This is a genomic window from Eubacterium sp. (genome assembly GCF_057858645.1).
The window spans coordinates 14,781-32,629 of sequence record NZ_DBLZZO010000018.1 but is presented as its reverse complement, the minus strand read 5'-3'; the positions used below and the strand labels follow the sequence as shown (position 1 = coordinate 32,629).

Genomic DNA, 17,849 nt, shown 5'->3' with positions numbered 1-17,849 from the left:
GTCTTTATTTTTAAGAGGAAAATTATGTTTAAGTTATTAAAATATTTAAAAGATTACAAAAAAGAATCATTATTCGCTCCATTATTTAAAATGTTGGAAGCGTGTTTTGATTTGCTTGTTCCATTAGTTGTGGCAGCAATAATTGATAATGGTATAGCAGAAAATGACATAGCCTACATTTTGAAAATGGGTGGTGTATTGCTTTTATTAGCTGCAATAGGTCTCACATTTTCAATAACAGCACAATATTTTGCGGCAAAAGCAGCAGCAGGTTTTGGTAGAGGGTTAAGACATGATTTGTTTAAACACATTGGCGGTTTATCTTATACACAAATTGATCAGTACGGACCATCTACTTTTATTACCAGAATGACTGCTGACGTAAACCAAATACAGAATCAGGTGAACATGATGCTAAGGCTTTTATTACGTTCACCTTTTATAGTAATTGGTGCTATGATTATGGCATTTACAGTAGATGTAAAAACAGCAGTGGTTTTTGCAGTGGCAATTCCAGGACTTTCAGTGATTGTATTTGGAATAATGTTAATCACAATACCTATGTACAAAGTTGTGCAGAATTCTCTTGATGTTGTAATGGGGCATACAAGAGAAAATTTAAGTGGTACAAGAGTTATAAGGGCTTTTAACAGGGAAGCTCAGGAAGTAAAAGAATACAATGAAGAAACTCAGGTTTTAAACAGATTTCAAATTATTGCAGGTAGAATTTCAACACTTATGAATCCGGCTACTTTTATTATTATAAATGTTGCTATCATAGCAATTTTGTGGTACGGCGGAATTAGAGTAAATGTTGGTGGACTTTCTCAGGGACAGGTTGTTGCGTTAGTCAACTATATGTCACAGATTTTAGTTGAGCTAATAAAACTTGCCAGTCTTATTATTAATCTGACAAAAGCCTTTGCCTGCGCAAATCGTGTAAATGAAATATTTGATATTCCTTGTGAGGAAGATATGGGTACATTAGATAATGGACCTGACTTAGATACAAAAGTTGAATTTGATAATGTTTCATTAACCTATGATGGAGCAGGGGAAAGCTCCATTGAAGGTGTTAATCTGAAAGTAAAATCAGGAGAAACAATAGGTGTCATTGGTGGTACAGGTTCAGGAAAAACAACTTTAGTAAATATGATACCGGGATTTTATTATTCAACAGAAGGAACCTTGAGCATTGAGGGCGCAGATATTAAAAAATTCAAAAAATCAGCCTTACAGAAAAAAATATCAATAGTTCCTCAGAAGGCTTTATTGTTTAAAGGAACAATTAGAAGTAACTTATTGTGGGGCAATGAAGATGCAACTGAAGAAGAATTGATAGATGCACTAAAGAAATCACAAAGTTATGATTTTGTAATGGAAAAAGAGAATGGAATTGACTCGTATGTTACTCAAACCGGAAAGAATTTTTCAGGGGGGCAGAAACAAAGATTAACCATTGCAAGAGCCTTAGTTAAGAAACCTGAAATATTAATTTTAGATGACAGCTCATCGGCACTTGATTTTGCAACAGAGGCAAAATTAAGAAAAGCTATAAGAAGCTTAGAGAACGTTACAACATTTATAGTTTCCCAGCGAACATCATCTATTATGGATGCAGACCAGATAGTTGTATTAGACGACGGAAAAGTAGTAGGTGTTGGAAAACACGAACAATTATTGGAAAATTGTGAAGTTTACAAAGAGATATACCAATCACAGTTTAAAAATTCAGAGAAGGAGGGCAGATAAATGAATAATATGACACAAAAAGATGCCCTAAAAGAACTTCTTAAGAGAATAAAAAAATACTGGTACATGTTGTTACTGTCAGTGGTTTTTGCTACAGCTTATGTAATATTGTCTTTGTATATTCCAAAACTAATCGGACTTGGAACAGACAGAATTATTGGTCAGGGAAAAGTTGATTTTGTAGGATTAAAGGGCGTTATTCTTCAAATTGTTGTATGTACAATGATTGCCGCAGTAGGTTGGTGGATAATGGGATTATGTAACAACAAAATAACTTACAACGTTATACGTGACATTAGAAAAGAAGCTTTTGATAAAATTCAAAAATTACCTGTAAGTTATATTGACTCAAAATCAAGTGGTGACATTGTAAATAACGTTATTACAGATGTAGACCAGCTTGCAGATGGTCTTTTAATGGGCTTTTCAAATTTATTTACAGGTGTAATCACAATACTGTTTACTTTGATTTTTATGATACAGATTGATTTGAAAATTGCTTTAGTAGTAATTTGCGTGACACCTTTATCATTTTTTGTGGCAAGCTTTATTGCCAAGAGAACATATTCCATGTTTAGAGTTCAGTCAGAAATAAGAGGTGAACAGACAGGAATTGTAGATGAAACATTAAGTGGTCTGAAGGTTGTGAAGGCGTTTGGTCAGGAAGACAGCATATTAGAGGACTTTGATGACACAAATGACAGATTGTGGAAGGTAAATGTTAAGGCAACATTCTTTTCTTCAATTACTAACCCAAGTACAAGATTTGTAAATAACATTGTATATGCGTTAGTAGCAATATTCGGTGGTTTGGAGGCTGTGATAGCAAAAGGAATAACTGTTGGTGGTTTAATGACTATTTTAAGTTATGCAAATCAGTATACTAAGCCTTTTAACGAAATTTCAGGAGTTATTACAGAATTACAAAATGCAATTGCATGTAGTGCAAGAGTTTTTTCTTTAATAAACGAAGAGGAAATTGTGGATGTAAAAGAATCAGAAGAAACTGTCTTAAAAAATGTTGATGGAAGCATTGGTATAGACAATGTGAACTTTTCATACGACAAAGATAAAGAATTAATAAAAGACCTTAATTTGCATGTAAAACCGGGACAAAGAGTTGCCATTGTCGGACCAACCGGATGTGGAAAGACAACAATTATTAATTTGTTAATGAGATTCTATGATGCTGATTCAGGTAAAATAACTGTGGATAATAGAAATATAACTGATATCACACGAAAAAGTTTGCGTGAAAATTACGGTATGGTTCTTCAGGAAACATGGCTGCAAAAAGAAACAATTGCAGATAATATTGCTTTTGGAAAACCTGATGCAACAAGGGAAGAAATAATAGAAGCAGCAAAACAAAGTCATGCCCACAGTTTTATTAAACGTTTGCCGAAGGGATATGATACGGTAATTGGTGAAGATGGTGGTATCTTATCACAGGGACAAAAACAGTTGTTATGTATTGCAAGAGTAATGCTTGCCTTACCACCAATGCTCATCTTGGACGAAGCAACATCTTCAATTGACACAAGAACAGAAATAAGAATCCAAAAAGCGTTTAATAAAATGATGAAAGGCAGAACTACATTCATAGTAGCCCATCGTCTTTCAACAATAAAAGAAGCGGACATAATTCTTGTAATGAATAACGGAAAAATAATTGAGCAGGGAAATCATCAGCAATTGCTTGAACAAAAAGGATTTTACTATAATTTATATAATAGTCAGTACCAATAAAGTAAAAGTAATGTTGCATAATATTTACATAAATGGTAGAATAGACGGTAAGAAAATAGAATGAAAAACTAACAAAACAAAAGATTGTATTGAAAAACATTAACAAAAACACATAAACTCTCACATAACCATAATGTAAGTATAATCAAATGTATTTGTGGTTATGTGGGAGTTTTTTTATAGTGAGTTGTAAAAAATCTGTTGTTCGAAAACAACTTTGTGTTTAATGTTAGGGGAGAAAAAGTAATGAAGATAGCAGTGATAGATAATGATGAGAAATTTGCTAATGAAATGGCGAAATACATAAAGAGGATGTATGAAAATGAAGAGAAAATAGTTGTTGATTATTATTCGTCAGGGAAAAAATATATACATAGCAAAAAGAGTTATGAAATAGCTTTTTTTGAACTTGATTTAAAAGGAGAAGAACCGTTTAGAATAATTAACATTTCAAGAAATATAAGAAAAGAAACATTGAATGTAATTATAACAACAAAGATTGAATTGTGTAGGAAAGGATATTTGGTAAACGCTTTTAGATTTATATACAAAAATGAATATAAAAAATATATAGAAGAGACTATAGAATCGGCAAAAAAAGTTTTGAAATATAATCATGAAATAGAAATAGGGGGAGTGGGAATTGGAGGAAGAAAAGTACTAACAAAAGATATTGTATATATAGAATATGTGAATCATAGTGTAATTGTTCATTTAAAGGAAGAAGATATAAGATGCAATTGTTCAATGGCTTCAATAGAAAGCAAATTAGATGAAAATTTGTTTTTTAGATGTCATAGTTCATATATAGTAAATATTAGTAAAATAGACAAAATTGATGATAAAAATTATTTGGCTTATGTTTCAGGTGGAGAAAAAATAAATATAACGCAAAGAAAAGTATGGAAAATGAAAAAAAAGTTAAGAGAATTTTTAAACAATGTCAATTATGAAAAAATACCTATCAATTAAGTAAAAAACATTGTGTTAAATACTGAATATGCTATTCTAAATTTGTATTTGATCAAATATATAGTAATTTATACAAAAAAGAAAATACAAAGAGGAGTAGCGTATGAAGAAAAAAATTAAGAAGATTATTTGTTGCATGACAGTATTGAGTTTGATTGGAGGAACAATACCTAATATTTATGCTAAGGAAAGCAATATGGGTGAGAACGAATATATTGTAATGTCGAAAGGAAAAAATACAATTAATAGTATTAAAGAGAAATACGAAAATGGAAAAGAAGAAGATATTGATTTATCTAACAAAAACAAGATAACAGTGTGTAAATTGTCAAAAGATGAAAAACAAACTGTAGCTGACAAGCAGGATGTAGTAGCTGTTGAAAAGAATTTCAAGATTAAAGCATCAGAAACTAATATTCAGATTGATCCGGATAAGATTTCCGATGATTGGAATTATAAAATGATAAATACAGATGAGACAAATAGAAAAGAGTTTAAATCTAAAATAAAGGTGGCAGTAATTGATTCTGGAATTGATGAATGTGGAGAAATAAATGTTGTTAAAAGATTTAATTTAGTTCCTAGTGAAAATGATGTTTTACCAGTATATGATGATATTTCAGGACATGGAACAGAAGTGGCTAGTATTATTGCAAATGAAACAAATAATAATGCGGATATATATTCTATAAAAGTAATGGACAGTGATAATACGGCACCGGTAAGTAGAATTATAGAGGCAATTTATACGGCAATTGATGAAAATGTTGATGTTATTAATATGAGTTTTGGTTCGTTAGAAAACTCTAAAATTTTACATAAAGCTATTAAAGATGCATATGGTAAAGGAATTCTTTTGATAGCAGCAGCAGGAAACAGAGGTGAGATAGACGGAAAAGTTGAATATCCGGCAGCATATAATGAGGTAATGAGTGTAGGTGCAATAGATTCAAATGGTGATATAACTGAAAATAGTTCAGTTGGAGAAGATGTTGATGTTAATGCACCAGGTGAGTTTGTTAAAACAACAACAAATTTTGGATTAGAAACTGTTTCATCAGGAACAAGTATTGCCGCACCACATATAACAGGTATGGCTTGTATGTTATGGCAAATGAACAAAGAAAAAAGTGCAGACTTTATTAGAACATTGATTGAAAAATCTTCGAAAACAGTAGAAAATGAAGAAACGTATAAAGTTGCAGATTTGGAATATGCTTTAGACAATTACAAAACATATAGTGAAAATTATGCGGAAAATAAAAAAGTAATACCTTTGAATCAATCAGACGTAGAAGCAGATGATTCCATGAAAAGAGTTACTGCATTATGGTCAAAGGCAAATCACGAAGCATTAGTGTCAAATGCTAATGGGGGTAAATTAACCAAGAAACAATTAAATTTAGTAAAAACGGGAATCAGATATAATGATGAATATCTGAGGTCAAATGCTTCAAACATGGATAGGAAAATATGGCATGCATTATGTAGAGAAGAGGAGTCAAATGGACAAAAGGTAAAGGTCCCTACGGATTATATAGCTGGTACATGTTTTGTTCAAAAGGTTATTAAAAGAAGTGATTTAAATCCTACTAATGTTGAGAAAGTATCAGGAATGACTCAAAACGAATATAAGCAAATGAAAAAGGATATAAAAAATATACAATGGAAAAATGTCTTAAAAATAAAAGGCCTGAAAAGCGAAGATTATCCAGACAATAAGGAGAATAGAAGATTTGTTTTACTTGGAATGAGTTTTCATATTATAACTGACACATTTGCACATAGAGCATTTGCAAAGATTGCACAATATGGAAGATGGAATGGTTGGGTATACATAGAAAATGTCCCACCTTATGGTGGTGAAGCAGATGATATTGACAATTTCCCGGGAAGATATAAAGCGGCTGGAAATGTTTTAAAGAATTATATAAAGAATAGTGTTAATGGTGACGCAATTAAAAGTATTAAGACTATTAAGAGCAGAGATATTATAAAAGATAATGACGTTTTAGATTGTGCAATACAGGAATTGATGTTTTTTGCAAAGAACAATGTAGCAAATGACGAGACTTACTCTACTTGGGAGAAAAAATTGGCAATGTATACCTATACAAGTAACGCGAATAATAGAAAAATTATAGATGCTATAGAAGCAAAAAAATAGATTAATATAAGTACATTTAATTTATATTTATGAATTTGGAGTTTAGGAAAACAATTAAAAACAAATTACTTAAATGAATTTAAAAACTTTTGCAATATTTTTTTTATGCAATACGTTTAAAAAGTATAAATAAAAGGAGGTACTGTGATATGAAAAATAAGAAAGCAGTAAAACTATTAGCAACTATTAATGTTTTAGCAATGTTGACTATGTTAGGGCAGCCGGTTGTAAAGGCACAACAACCAAAAGAGGAGTATTTAGTAGAAATTAATGAAACTAATTTTCCAGATAATTTACTTAGAAGATACATGAATTTGGTTGTTGACTCAAATCAAAATGGAAAGATTGAACAAGATGAAGTTCAAAAAATAAAATATCTGAAATTAGGTGAATATGAAGGTGAAGGCGAGCTGGAAAAATTTACTAATTTAGGTGATGAAGGTGTAGTAAGAGATTTTAAAGGCATAGAATATCTGACTAATCTTGAGGAAATGAAGATAGCGATTCCAACTAAAATGACAAATAAAGAATCTCTTTATAAACTTACTAATTTAAAAAGTGTAACAATGCTTGGTGGATTGGGAAAAACAGATTTAAAGACTTTTGATTTTTCAAATTACAGAAAATTAAATAAAATTCAAATTGTTCAATTGAACAACCTGAAGAAAATTAACATATCAAAGAATAGTAATTTAAAAAGCTTCGAGTGTTGGGCAGGTGGTAAATTAAATAAAGTAGATTTTTCAAAATGTAAAAAAGTATCAAATATAAAAATCGTAGATACTAATATTAAAAAAATTAACATTGGAAAAAATAAAAAGTTAAAAAGCATTACCATAAAAAATGACAACAGTTTAAAAAAGATTGATATTTCCAAAGCAGGAAAAATTAAGTCTTTAAAAATTGTAAATGCTCCAAAGCTGAAGAAAATTATTACATCTAAAAAACAAAAGATTAAAAGTGTAATAGTAAAAGGATGTAAAAACATCTCAAAAAAGGACATAAGGAAAATAAAGAAAAAATAGAAAATAAACAAAAAGTAAATAGAAATACTATAGTAAAACAGGATGGAAGTTGAAAAGCTTTCATCCTGTTTTTGTAATGGAAAATTTTTTAACTAGAGGCATACTTAGCGCGTAGAATATCATAAGTCATATTTACTGATTAAAACACATTTAAAACTGCTTAATATTTTTCCAGTAAGTATAAAAGAAAAATGAAAATACACCGGCTAAAACTACTGCGCATACTCCGTTAGAAAAGTAACTATACAAACGTGTTTCTGAATTACAAAAAGAAAAAATATATCTGATAAGATAACAGCAAAGCATACTTATACTTAGCCAAATTACAGGCTTGATTATAAAGTCCATGCAATTAAGTTTGTGTCCAATATTCTTTTTTATACAATAATTATGCAGTAAAGTAGTTATAAGATTGCTGCCAAGAAGTCCCCATAAATATCCTTTAATACCGATTGTAGGAACCAAAAACCATAAGCAGAAAAGGCGAATAACAGTTCCAACAACATTATGTATAAAAGCCTGATTAGTTTTGCCAAGTCCATGTAATATGGCACCCATGGTAATGGACAAATACATAAAAGGGCATATCCAGGCAAGAATTTTTATATAATCACCAGCCTGTCTGTGACCGAAAATTTCGCCACCAATAAAATCTCCAAAATACAGGAAAAATCCAATAAAGAAAATCCCCATAATTATAGAAAAACAAATAGAAGTTTCTGTAGCTTTTTTAACCTGATTGTTTTTACCGCTGGTGTTAGCGTCTGCAATGGCAGGCAAAATCATGGTTGAGACAGAGGTATTAATTGCCGAGGGAAAAGTTATAACAGGAACTGCCATGCCTGTTAAAATTCCATAGACACTAAGAGCATTGTCCTTTGACAAACCACTTTTAACCAAAACAATAGGCACTAAAATTGCTTCAAAGCATTGGAGAAAAGTTATCATGATTTTGTTAATTGTAAGCACATAGGAAACAGAAAAAAGTTTCTTCATTGATACAAACAAATCTTTAATTTTAAAAGAGTATTTTGGTTCTCCTGTCAAAGCAATAACACAGAAAATCACACCAATAAATTCTGAAATAATCATGGAATAAACTGCAACCATAGGTGTAATTTCGATTTTGTTTGTTATGACAACCATACCAATAATATAGACAGATGCTACTTTTGCAAGTTGTTCAAGCACTGTAGAAAAAGCAGGAACAAAAGTCTTTTTCATGCCAAGATAATAACCGGTTATACAGGAGTGAAAAGCTGCAAGGGGGACAGTAAGAGACGCATATTTTATCATTTCATAACACTGGCTGTTTTTTATAATATTAACAGAAATAGGCAGAGCAAATTTATACAAAATAAAAGCCGTAAAAGCAGACAGAACAGCAGACATTACAAGGCTACTTATTAAAATCATAAATTTACTGTTTTTGTTTTTGCTTTCGGCAACAAATCTTGAAACAGCTATTTGGATGCCACCGCAACTTACAGAGATGGCAAATCCCAGAACCGGAAAAATTAATTGAAAAAGGCCCATTCCTTTTGCACCCATTAAGTTTGAAAGGAATATTCTATATAAAAAACCAAGAATTCTACTTAATAAAGTGGCAGATGTAAGGACAATAGTTCCTTGAATAATTTGCTTTTTTACAGACATAGTACCACCGAAAAACACTTTATTATAATTTATTCTTAACATTAAAAAAAATGCTATTAATATTATTAAGGAGAAACCATGATTTATTTGGACAATGGGGCAACAACAAAAATATGCAAAGAAGCAGCAGAAGCCATGGAACCATATTTAAATGACATGTATGGAAATCCGTCAGGCATATATACATTATCAAAAAAATCAAGAAAGATTATAGAGGAAACAAGGGAGAAAATAGCCGGAGTTTTAAACTGCAAAGGGGAAAATATTATTTTTACGTCAGGAGGAACTGAGTCGGATAATTGGGTTTTGGAAAACGCAAAACAGTGGGGAAATCATATTGTTACTTCAAAAATAGAACACCACGCTGTTTTAAATAAATGCAGTGAGCTAGAACAAAAAGGTATGCATGTTTCCTACATTGGAACAGACAGAGAAGGGCTGATAAATCCCTACGAAATTGAAAGTTACATTAGGAATGATAAAACAATAAAAACAGGGCTAATTTCCATAATGTATGCAAATAACGAAATTGGCACAATACAGGAAATAGGAAAAATTGCGCAGATTGCTAAAAAACATAATATACTGTTTCATACAGATGCTGTGCAGGCTTTTTGCCATGTACCAATTGATGTGGAAAAATTGCAGGTGGATATGTTAAGTGCCAGCGCTCACAAGTTTTACGGCCCTAAAGGAATAGGCTTTTTGTATATAAAAGAGCCGAAAAAAATGAATCCACTGGTGTATGGTGGAAGTCAGGAATTTGGCAAAAGAGCAGGCACTGAAAATGTGGCAGCTATTGTGGGCATGGGGGTGGCGGTAGAAACTGCCAAAAATAAAATAACCAAAAGATTGGAAAAAGAGAGCAGACTGAGAGATTATCTAATTAACAGAATGTTAAGAGAAATTCCATACGTGAGATTAAACGGCCATCAGATAAAACGACTACCGGGAAATGCTAATTTTACAATAGCAGGAATTGATGGAACATCACTTGTAATACTAATGGATAATGAAGGTGTGTGTATTTCAGCCGGTTCAGCATGTTCTTCTTCATCAGATAAGCCGTCTCATGTTATAACCGCAATTGGTGTGCCGGATAAATTTGCATACGGAACCATTAGAATTACATTATCCTACGAAAACACAAAAGAAGAGATTGATTACACAGTAAATACACTGAAAGAAAATATTTTGAAAATGAGAAAAGCGGGAAATTAGAAAAGGAGCTGTGCGCCGGTGATTAGATATCTTTAAGGCGACAGCTCTATGTTTAAATTAAAGGGTAAATATTTTTAAATCAAAAGAATTAGCAATTTCGTATGCTTTATCAAAACCGTAACCAATGTATTCAGCTTTATGAGCGTCAGAACCAAGGGTAACGTATTTCCCACCTAATTCCTTATATCTTTTAATAATATCAGTATGTGGATTAAAAAAGTCAAAACCTTTAGATAAGTTAGAAGTGTTAATTTCCAATTTAATATCTTTTTCTATAATGAATTTTAAAATCTCATCAATAACATCCTGATAATCACGTGGTGAATAGTTTGAGTCTCTGTTTGGACTGTATCTTACAACATAGTCTAAATGACCTAAAGTATCAATTTGGCTGAATTCTAATAAGCCTTCCAAAAGAGTTTTAAAATAAAGTTCAAAAGCATCCCTGTCCTGTCTGTTTTTCCAAAAATCTGTATAATATGGGTCCATGTTGTCCACAATATGACAGGAGCCAATTATAAAATCCAACGCTGATGCATTTATAAGCTCCAGGCATTGAGTACCTGTACCTTTCATAAGCCCCAACTCAATGCCTTTAAAAAGTTTAATTTTATTTTTGTATTGTTCTTTTTTTTTAGATAAAACCAAATTATATTTAGGAAGGTCAATAAGAGGAGTTTCCCCTTCAACAGGCCAGTTAAAATCCTCATGGTCGGTTATGACAATTTGGTTCATTTTTAACTCAATTGCTTTTGAAATAATATTGTCGATTTTTTCTTCTGAGTCAAAAGAAAATTTGCTATGAACATGATAATCTGAAATCATAATATTAGTCCTTTTTATTTTTTTGTAAAATTCACGTTAAAATTTAACTTAGAATTTTAAATAAAATATAGCAAAAACAACAATAAAAATCTACAATAACGTTTCATTATCAAAAAATTGACAAAAATTTAACAAAAAACCAAGAAAAACCGTAAAAACACCTTGATATTTACAGAGTAATTATGTAAAATAATCAATAGGTTAATGAAAATTAACAATAAAAATTAAAAATTTTTCAGGAGGAAAAATCAAATGGCAGTTAAAGTTGCAATTAACGGATTTGGACGTATTGGACGTCTTGCTTTCAGACAGATGTTTGGTGCTGAAGGTTATGAAGTAGTAGCTATCAACGACTTAACAAGTCCTAAAATGTTAGCTCACTTATTAAAGTATGATTCATCACAGGGTAAATATGAAAAGGCTGATACAGTTTCAGCTACAGAAGATTCTATCATCGTTGATGGTAAGGAAATCAAGATTTATGCAGAAGCTGATGCTTCAAATTGCCCTTGGGGAGAATTAAACGTAGACGTAGTATTAGAATGTACAGGATTCTATACATCAAAGGACAAAGCACAGGCTCATATCAAAGCTGGTGCTCGTAAGGTTGTTATTTCAGCTCCAGCTGGAAATGATCTTCCTACAATCGTTTACAATACAAACCACAATACATTAAAGCCAGAAGATACAATTATCTCAGCTGCTTCATGTACAACAAACTGTTTAGCACCTATGGCTGATGCTCTTAACAAGTACGCTCCAATCCAGAGTGGTATCATGTTAACAATTCATGCTTACACAGGTGATCAGATGACTCTTGATGGTCCTCAGAGAAAGGGTGACTTAAGAAGATCAAGAGCTGCTGCAGTTAACATCGTTCCTAACTCAACAGGTGCTGCAAAAGCTATCGGATTAGTAATTCCAGAATTAAACGGAAAATTAATCGGATCTGCACAGAGAGTTCCAGTTCCAACAGGATCAACAACAGTTCTTACTGCTGTAGTTAAAGGAAAAGATATCACAGTTGAAGGTATCAACGCAGCTATGAAGGCAGCTTCAAACGAATCATACGGATACAATGAAGACGAAATCGTTTCTTCAGATATCGTAGGTATGAGATATGGTTCATTATTTGATGCTACACAGACAATGGTATCAAAGGTTGACGAAGACACATATGAAGTACAGGTTGTTTCATGGTATGACAACGAAAATTCATACACAAGCCAGATGGTTAGAACAATCAAATACTTCTCAGAACTTGCATAAGTTTAAGAATATTAAGATCCAAAAGGGTCCGGCTTTAATGGGCCGGGCCCTTTGTTTATGTATGGGTTTTTAGTTTATACAGTATGGATTTTTAAATATGAAAATTAGAAAGGAAAGTTAATATGCTTAACAAAAAATCAGTTGATGATATCAATGTAAAAGGATTAAAGGTATTAGTTCGTTGTGATTTCAACGTACCTTTAAAGGAAGGCGTTATTACAGATGAAAACCGTCTTGTAGCAGCTCTTCCAACAATCAAAAAATTAATTAATGATGGTGGTAAGGTTATCCTTTGCTCACATCTTGGAAAGCCAAAGGGAGAACCAAAGCCTGAATTATCACTTGCACCAGTTGCAGTAAGACTTTCAGAATTATTAGGACAGGAAGTTAAGTTTGCAGCAGATGATAATGTTGTAGGTGAAAATGCAAAAGCAGCAGTAGCAGCTATGCAGGATGGTGATGTAGTATTACTTCAGAATACACGTTACAGAGCAGAAGAAACAAAGAATGGAGAAGCTTTCTCAAAAGAACTTGCTTCACTTTGTGATGTATTTGTAAATGATGCATTTGGTACAGCTCATAGAGCACACTGTTCAAACGTTGGTGTAACAGAATATGTTGACACAGCAGTAGTTGGATACTTAATGCAGAAAGAAATTGATTTCTTAGGAAATGCAGTAAACAATCCTGTAAGACCTTTCGTAGCTATTCTTGGTGGTGCTAAGGTTGCTGACAAATTAAATGTTATCAATAACTTACTTGAAAAGTGCGATACTTTAATTATCGGTGGTGGTATGGCATACACATTCGTTAAGGCTCAGGGCGGAAATGTTGGTATCTCTTTAGTAGATGACAGCAAGCTTGATTACTGTAATGACATGCTTAAGAAAGCAGAAGAATTAGGAAAGAAGATTTTACTTCCAATCGATACAGTTGCAGCTGATGGATTCCCAGATCCAATTGATGCAGAAATCGAAACAATGATAGTTCCAACTAATGCAATTCCTGATGACAAAGAAGGACTTGATATTGGACCTAAGACAAGAGAATTATTTGCTGATGCAGTAAAGAATGCTAAGACAGTAGTATGGAACGGACCTATGGGTGTTTCAGAAAATCCATGTCTTGCAGCAGGTACTATTGCAGTAGCTCAGGCTTTAGCTGATACAGATGCTACAACAATTATCGGTGGTGGTGATTCAGCAGCAGCAGTAAACAACCTTGGATTTGGTGATAAGATGACTCACATCTCAACAGGTGGTGGAGCAAGCTTAGAATTCTTAGAAGGAAAAGACTTACCAGGCGTTGTAGCAGCAAACGACAAATAACGCTAAGGCAAATGAGTCCATTTACACAAAAACAAATCAAGAACAATGAATGCTTGCATTCAGTTGTTCGTAGATTGGTTTTTGTGAAGCTGGCGAATGCCAGCGTGCTTATTGATGCTTTGCATCAATAAGAAAACGGCGAAAGAATAAAGGAGATTTCATAATGAGAAAGAAAATTATTGCAGGCAACTGGAAAATGAACAAGACTCCAAGTGAGGCAGTTGCATTAATTAATGAATTAAAACCATTAGTAGCTAATGATGAAGTTGACGTAGTATTCTGCGTACCAGCAATCGATTTAGTTCCAGCTATGGAAGCTACTAAGGGAACAAATATTAATATTGGTGCTGAAAACATGTATTTTGAAGAAAGCGGTGCTTACACAGGTGAAATCGCTCCTAACATGCTTACAGACATTGGTGTAAAATATGTTATCATCGGACATTCAGAAAGAAGAGAATACTTTGCTGAAACTGATGAAACAGTAAACAAAAAAGTTCTTAAGGCTTTCGAACATGGTATTACACCAATTATCTGCTGTGGTGAAACTCTTGAACAGAGAGAACAGGGAATCGCAATTGATTTCATTCGTCAGCAGATTAAGGTTGCATTTAACAATGTAACAGCAGATCAGGCTAAGGAAGCAGTTATTGCTTACGAACCAATTTGGGCAATCGGAACAGGTAAGACAGCTACATCTGATCAGGCTGAAGAAGTATGTGCAGCTATTAGAGCTTGCATCGCTGAAGTATATGATGATGCTACAGCAGCAGCTATCAGAATCCAGTATGGTGGATCAATGAATGCAGGAAATGCTGCAGAATTACTTGCTAAACCTGACATTGATGGTGGTTTAGTTGGTGGAGCCAGCCTTAAGGTTGACTTTGGACAGATCGTTAATTACAACAAATAATATATAACCCACAGGACACTGTTCCGCAGTGTCCTGTTTTAGTAAAAAAAAGGGGATAAGATAATTATGAGAACAGGTAGAATAAAAGCATTATTATCAATAGCTGCCGTATTGTTTATGTGTACAATGTTTAATTGTAATGCACAGGCAAAAATGAATGTGACAGTGTCACCGGCCAAATTAGTTCAAAATGCAAAAAAACACCCAACAGTATATGATAGCTCAGTTGCTCATTGTATGGCTTTAAATGAATATACAGAGAGAATGAGAAAAGCAGGAGGAGGAAAACTTACATTAAAAAAAGGAACATATAGATTCCAGTATTCTGTATGTATACCATCTAATGTAACAGTTGTTTTTGAAGATGGTGTTGTTATTGAGAATATATTTGATACAAAAGCACATATTAAACCTGCAACAGCTATGTGGCAGTTGGTTCCAAAGAACATGACTTACAAGAATAAGGCAATTGGTAAATATAATGGAACATCGAATGCAAAAATGATAGCTAAAGGCAAGGTTGTATTCGATATGAAGTATATTAAAGGTTTATCCATTATAGCAGTTCATTGTAAGAATATTGAAATTTCAGGTATTACTTTCAAAGGTATGAATGGAAATCACTACATTGAAGTAAATGGTGCTAAAAATGTAAAAATTAACAAGTGCAAATTCAACAAAGCAAAGAAAGGTTCACCACAAAAAGCTTATGTTAAAGAAGCAATTAACATTGATATGGCTGATGAAATAACAGGTGGTGTTGGTTGTACTTGGGCAAAACAGGACAAAACACCATGTGTAAACATTAAAGTTACTAATAGTGTATTTCAGGGAATGAGCAGAGGTGTAGGAACACATAACTATTCTCAAACAAAGAAAAAGAAAAATATTTATCATTCAAAGATTTTAATTAAAGGAAATACTTTTAAAAATCTTTATGATGCAGGTGTTTATCTGATGAATTGGAAAAACACAAAGATATTAAATAACAGATTTATTAAAAATGGAAAAGGAAACAATCTAACAAGCACTAACACAGGTCATGCAATTTCAGGAAGTGGCGTTAAGAATATTACAATAACAGGAAATCATTTTAAACAAATTAAAAAGAATCCTATTAATTTTAACGGTCAGGAAAATGTAGGAAATGGTGTAGGTGCATATACTAGAATTTATGTATATATAACTAAAAAAGAAGCTGAAAAAATGCTTGATAATACTTCCGAAAAATGTGGTAACGATCCAAAGTTCCCAGGCTACGATGTAGTTTATTTTAGAAATGACGGAAGAAGAACAAAAGAAAACGCAGTGGGCATTAATTTTGCTAAACAAAAAGTAAATTTTAACATAGAATAAGGAGAAAAGAAAATGGCAAAGAAACCAGTAGTATTAATGGTCTTAGATGGCTATGGATTAAATGAAAAGACAGAAGGAAATGCTATTGCAATGGCAAACACACCTGTTATGGACAAATTAATGGCAGAATATCCTTTTGTAAAAGGAAATGCGTCAGGTTTGGCAGTAGGACTTCCTGATGGTCAGATGGGTAACTCAGAAGTAGGTCATATGAATATTGGTGCAGGAAGAATTATATATCAGGATCTTACAAGAATTACAAAAGATATTGAAGATGGTACATTCTTCGAAAACAAAGTATTATTACAGGCAATTGAAAACTGTAAGAAAAACAATTCAGACTTACATTTGTGGGGCTTGTTATCAGATGGTGGTGTACACAGCCATAACTCACATTTATATGGCTTATTGGAAATGGCAAAAAAGAATGGTCTTGAAAACGTGTATGTACACGCATTCTTAGATGGTAGAGATACACCTCCTGCATCAGGAAAAGATTATGTACAGCAGTTAGAAGACAAAATGAAGGAAATCGGAGTAGGAAAGATTGCTTCATTATCAGGCCGTTACTATGCAATGGATAGAGATAACAACTGGGATCGTGTAAAATTAGCTTACGATTCATTAGTTACAGGAGAAGGTGTTAAGGCTACAGATGCTGTTAAGGCTGTAGAAGATTCATACGCAAATGACAAGACAGACGAATTTGTATTACCAACAGTTATTACAGATGAAAATGGTCAGCCATTATCATTAGTAAAAGATGGTGATTCAGTTATCTTCTTTAACTTTAGACCTGATAGAGCAAGAGAAATCACAAGAGCATTCTGTGATGACAAATTTACAGGCTTTGATAGAGATTTCTTAAAATTAACATATGTATGCTTCAAGGATTACGATGAAACAATTCCTAACAAGCTTGTTGCATTTGAAAAAGAAGAAATTAAAAATACATTTGGTGAATTTTTAGCAGCACATGGAAAGAAACAGTTACGTTTAGCAGAGACAGAAAAGTATGCTCATGTTACATTCTTCTTTAACGGTGGTGTTGAAGATCCTAACGTGGATGAATTCAGATTATTAGTAAATTCTCCAAAGGATGTTGCTACTTATGACTTAAAACCAGAAATGAGTGCACCTGAAGTAGGTATGGACTTAGTTGAAGCTATTAAATCAGATAAGTATGATGTAATCGTTATTAACTTTGCAAATCCTGACATGGTAGGTCATACAGGTGTAATTCCTGCAGCAGTAAAGGCTGTTGAAAGAGTTGACAGTCTTGTTGGAGATGCTGTTCAGGCAGTAAAAGACGTAGATGGTGTATTATTTATTTGCGCTGACCATGGAAATGCTGAAAAGATGATTGATTACGAAACAGGTGCTCCACATACAGCACATACAACAAATCCAGTTCCATTTATTTTAGTAAATGCAGATCCTTCATGGAAATTAAGAGAAGGTGGATGTTTAGCAGACATTGCCCCAACACTTATTGAAGTAATGGGAATGGAACAGCCAAAAGAAATGACAGGAAAGTCATTGATAATCAAATAATAGCAATTAAAATAGTCATCAGACAAACTAATGTAAGTTAGAATTGTTTGATGACTATATTT

General features: G+C 32.7%; 13 protein-coding genes. 11 read left to right on the top strand and 2 right to left on the bottom strand.

From position 1 onward, the window contains the following. Positions 1–24: 24 nt before the first annotated feature. From ACZM4J_RS07685 to ACZM4J_RS07665, 5 genes are all read left to right on the top strand, one after another. A complete protein-coding gene (locus ACZM4J_RS07685; RefSeq protein ID WP_428244778.1) occupies positions 25–1,752 on the top strand; it encodes an ABC transporter ATP-binding protein in 1,728 nt (575 codons plus the stop codon). Then, positions 1,753–3,501 (top strand): ABC transporter ATP-binding protein, encoded by a 1,749-nt coding sequence (locus ACZM4J_RS07680; protein ID WP_412334591.1) that lies wholly within the window; start codon positions 1,753–1,755, stop codon positions 3,499–3,501. Between the two features lie 246 nt (positions 3,502–3,747). Then, positions 3,748–4,473, top strand: a complete 726-nt coding sequence (locus ACZM4J_RS07675; protein ID WP_302690259.1) for a LytR/AlgR family response regulator transcription factor — start codon at positions 3,748–3,750, stop codon at positions 4,471–4,473. A 103-nt stretch (positions 4,474–4,576) separates the two neighbouring features. Beyond that, entirely contained in the window at positions 4,577–6,640 is a 2,064-nt protein-coding gene (locus ACZM4J_RS07670; RefSeq protein WP_489485931.1) for a S8 family serine peptidase, read from the top strand. A 149-nt stretch (positions 6,641–6,789) separates the two neighbouring features. Next, positions 6,790–7,665, top strand: a complete 876-nt coding sequence (locus ACZM4J_RS07665; RefSeq protein WP_022164629.1) for a hypothetical protein — start codon at positions 6,790–6,792, stop codon at positions 7,663–7,665. Positions 7,666–7,815: 150 nt separating this feature from the next. On the opposite strand, the gene ACZM4J_RS07660 is transcribed toward ACZM4J_RS07665, so the two are convergent. Next, positions 7,816–9,321, bottom strand: a complete 1,506-nt coding sequence (locus ACZM4J_RS07660; protein ID WP_428244775.1) for an oligosaccharide flippase family protein — start codon at positions 9,319–9,321, stop codon at positions 7,816–7,818. Positions 9,322–9,399: 78 nt separating this feature from the next. Here ACZM4J_RS07660 and ACZM4J_RS07655 point away from each other — a divergent pair, with 78 nt between their 5' ends. After that, the gene (locus ACZM4J_RS07655; RefSeq protein WP_428244774.1) at positions 9,400–10,542 is read left to right on the top strand and encodes a cysteine desulfurase family protein; all 1,143 of its coding nucleotides are present in this window, start codon (positions 9,400–9,402) and stop codon (positions 10,540–10,542) included. 57 nt (positions 10,543–10,599) lie between these two features. On the opposite strand, the gene ACZM4J_RS07650 is transcribed toward ACZM4J_RS07655, so the two are convergent. Next, positions 10,600–11,367 carry a histidinol-phosphatase HisJ family protein gene (locus ACZM4J_RS07650; protein ID WP_428244773.1) on the bottom strand — a complete coding sequence of 256 codons (768 nt, stop codon included), beginning with the start codon at positions 11,365–11,367 and terminating at the stop codon, positions 10,600–10,602. Positions 11,368–11,619: 252 nt separating this feature from the next. Here ACZM4J_RS07650 and gap point away from each other — a divergent pair, with 252 nt between their 5' ends. The 5 genes from gap to gpmI all read left to right on the top strand — a co-directional run bounded on the left by gap (position 11,620) and on the right by gpmI (position 17,787). After that, positions 11,620–12,636, top strand: coding sequence for a type I glyceraldehyde-3-phosphate dehydrogenase (gap, locus tag ACZM4J_RS07645; RefSeq protein ID WP_117998953.1), 1,017 nt, complete (start codon positions 11,620–11,622; stop codon positions 12,634–12,636). A gap of 122 nt (positions 12,637–12,758) precedes the next feature. Continuing rightward, complete coding sequence (locus ACZM4J_RS07640) at positions 12,759–13,964, top strand: phosphoglycerate kinase (RefSeq protein ID WP_117998954.1); 1,206 nt, start codon at positions 12,759–12,761, stop codon at positions 13,962–13,964. Between the two features lie 160 nt (positions 13,965–14,124). Continuing rightward, positions 14,125–14,877, top strand: coding sequence for a triose-phosphate isomerase (gene tpiA / locus ACZM4J_RS07635; protein ID WP_302690381.1), 753 nt, complete (start codon positions 14,125–14,127; stop codon positions 14,875–14,877). 66 nt (positions 14,878–14,943) lie between these two features. Then, positions 14,944–16,233, top strand: a complete 1,290-nt coding sequence (locus ACZM4J_RS07630; protein ID WP_022165938.1) for a hypothetical protein — start codon at positions 14,944–14,946, stop codon at positions 16,231–16,233. Between the two features lie 12 nt (positions 16,234–16,245). Continuing rightward, positions 16,246–17,787: a 2,3-bisphosphoglycerate-independent phosphoglycerate mutase gene (gene gpmI, locus ACZM4J_RS07625; protein WP_022165939.1), complete on the top strand. Its 1,542-nt coding sequence runs from the start codon at positions 16,246–16,248 to the stop codon at positions 17,785–17,787. Positions 17,788–17,849 lie beyond the last annotated feature (62 nt).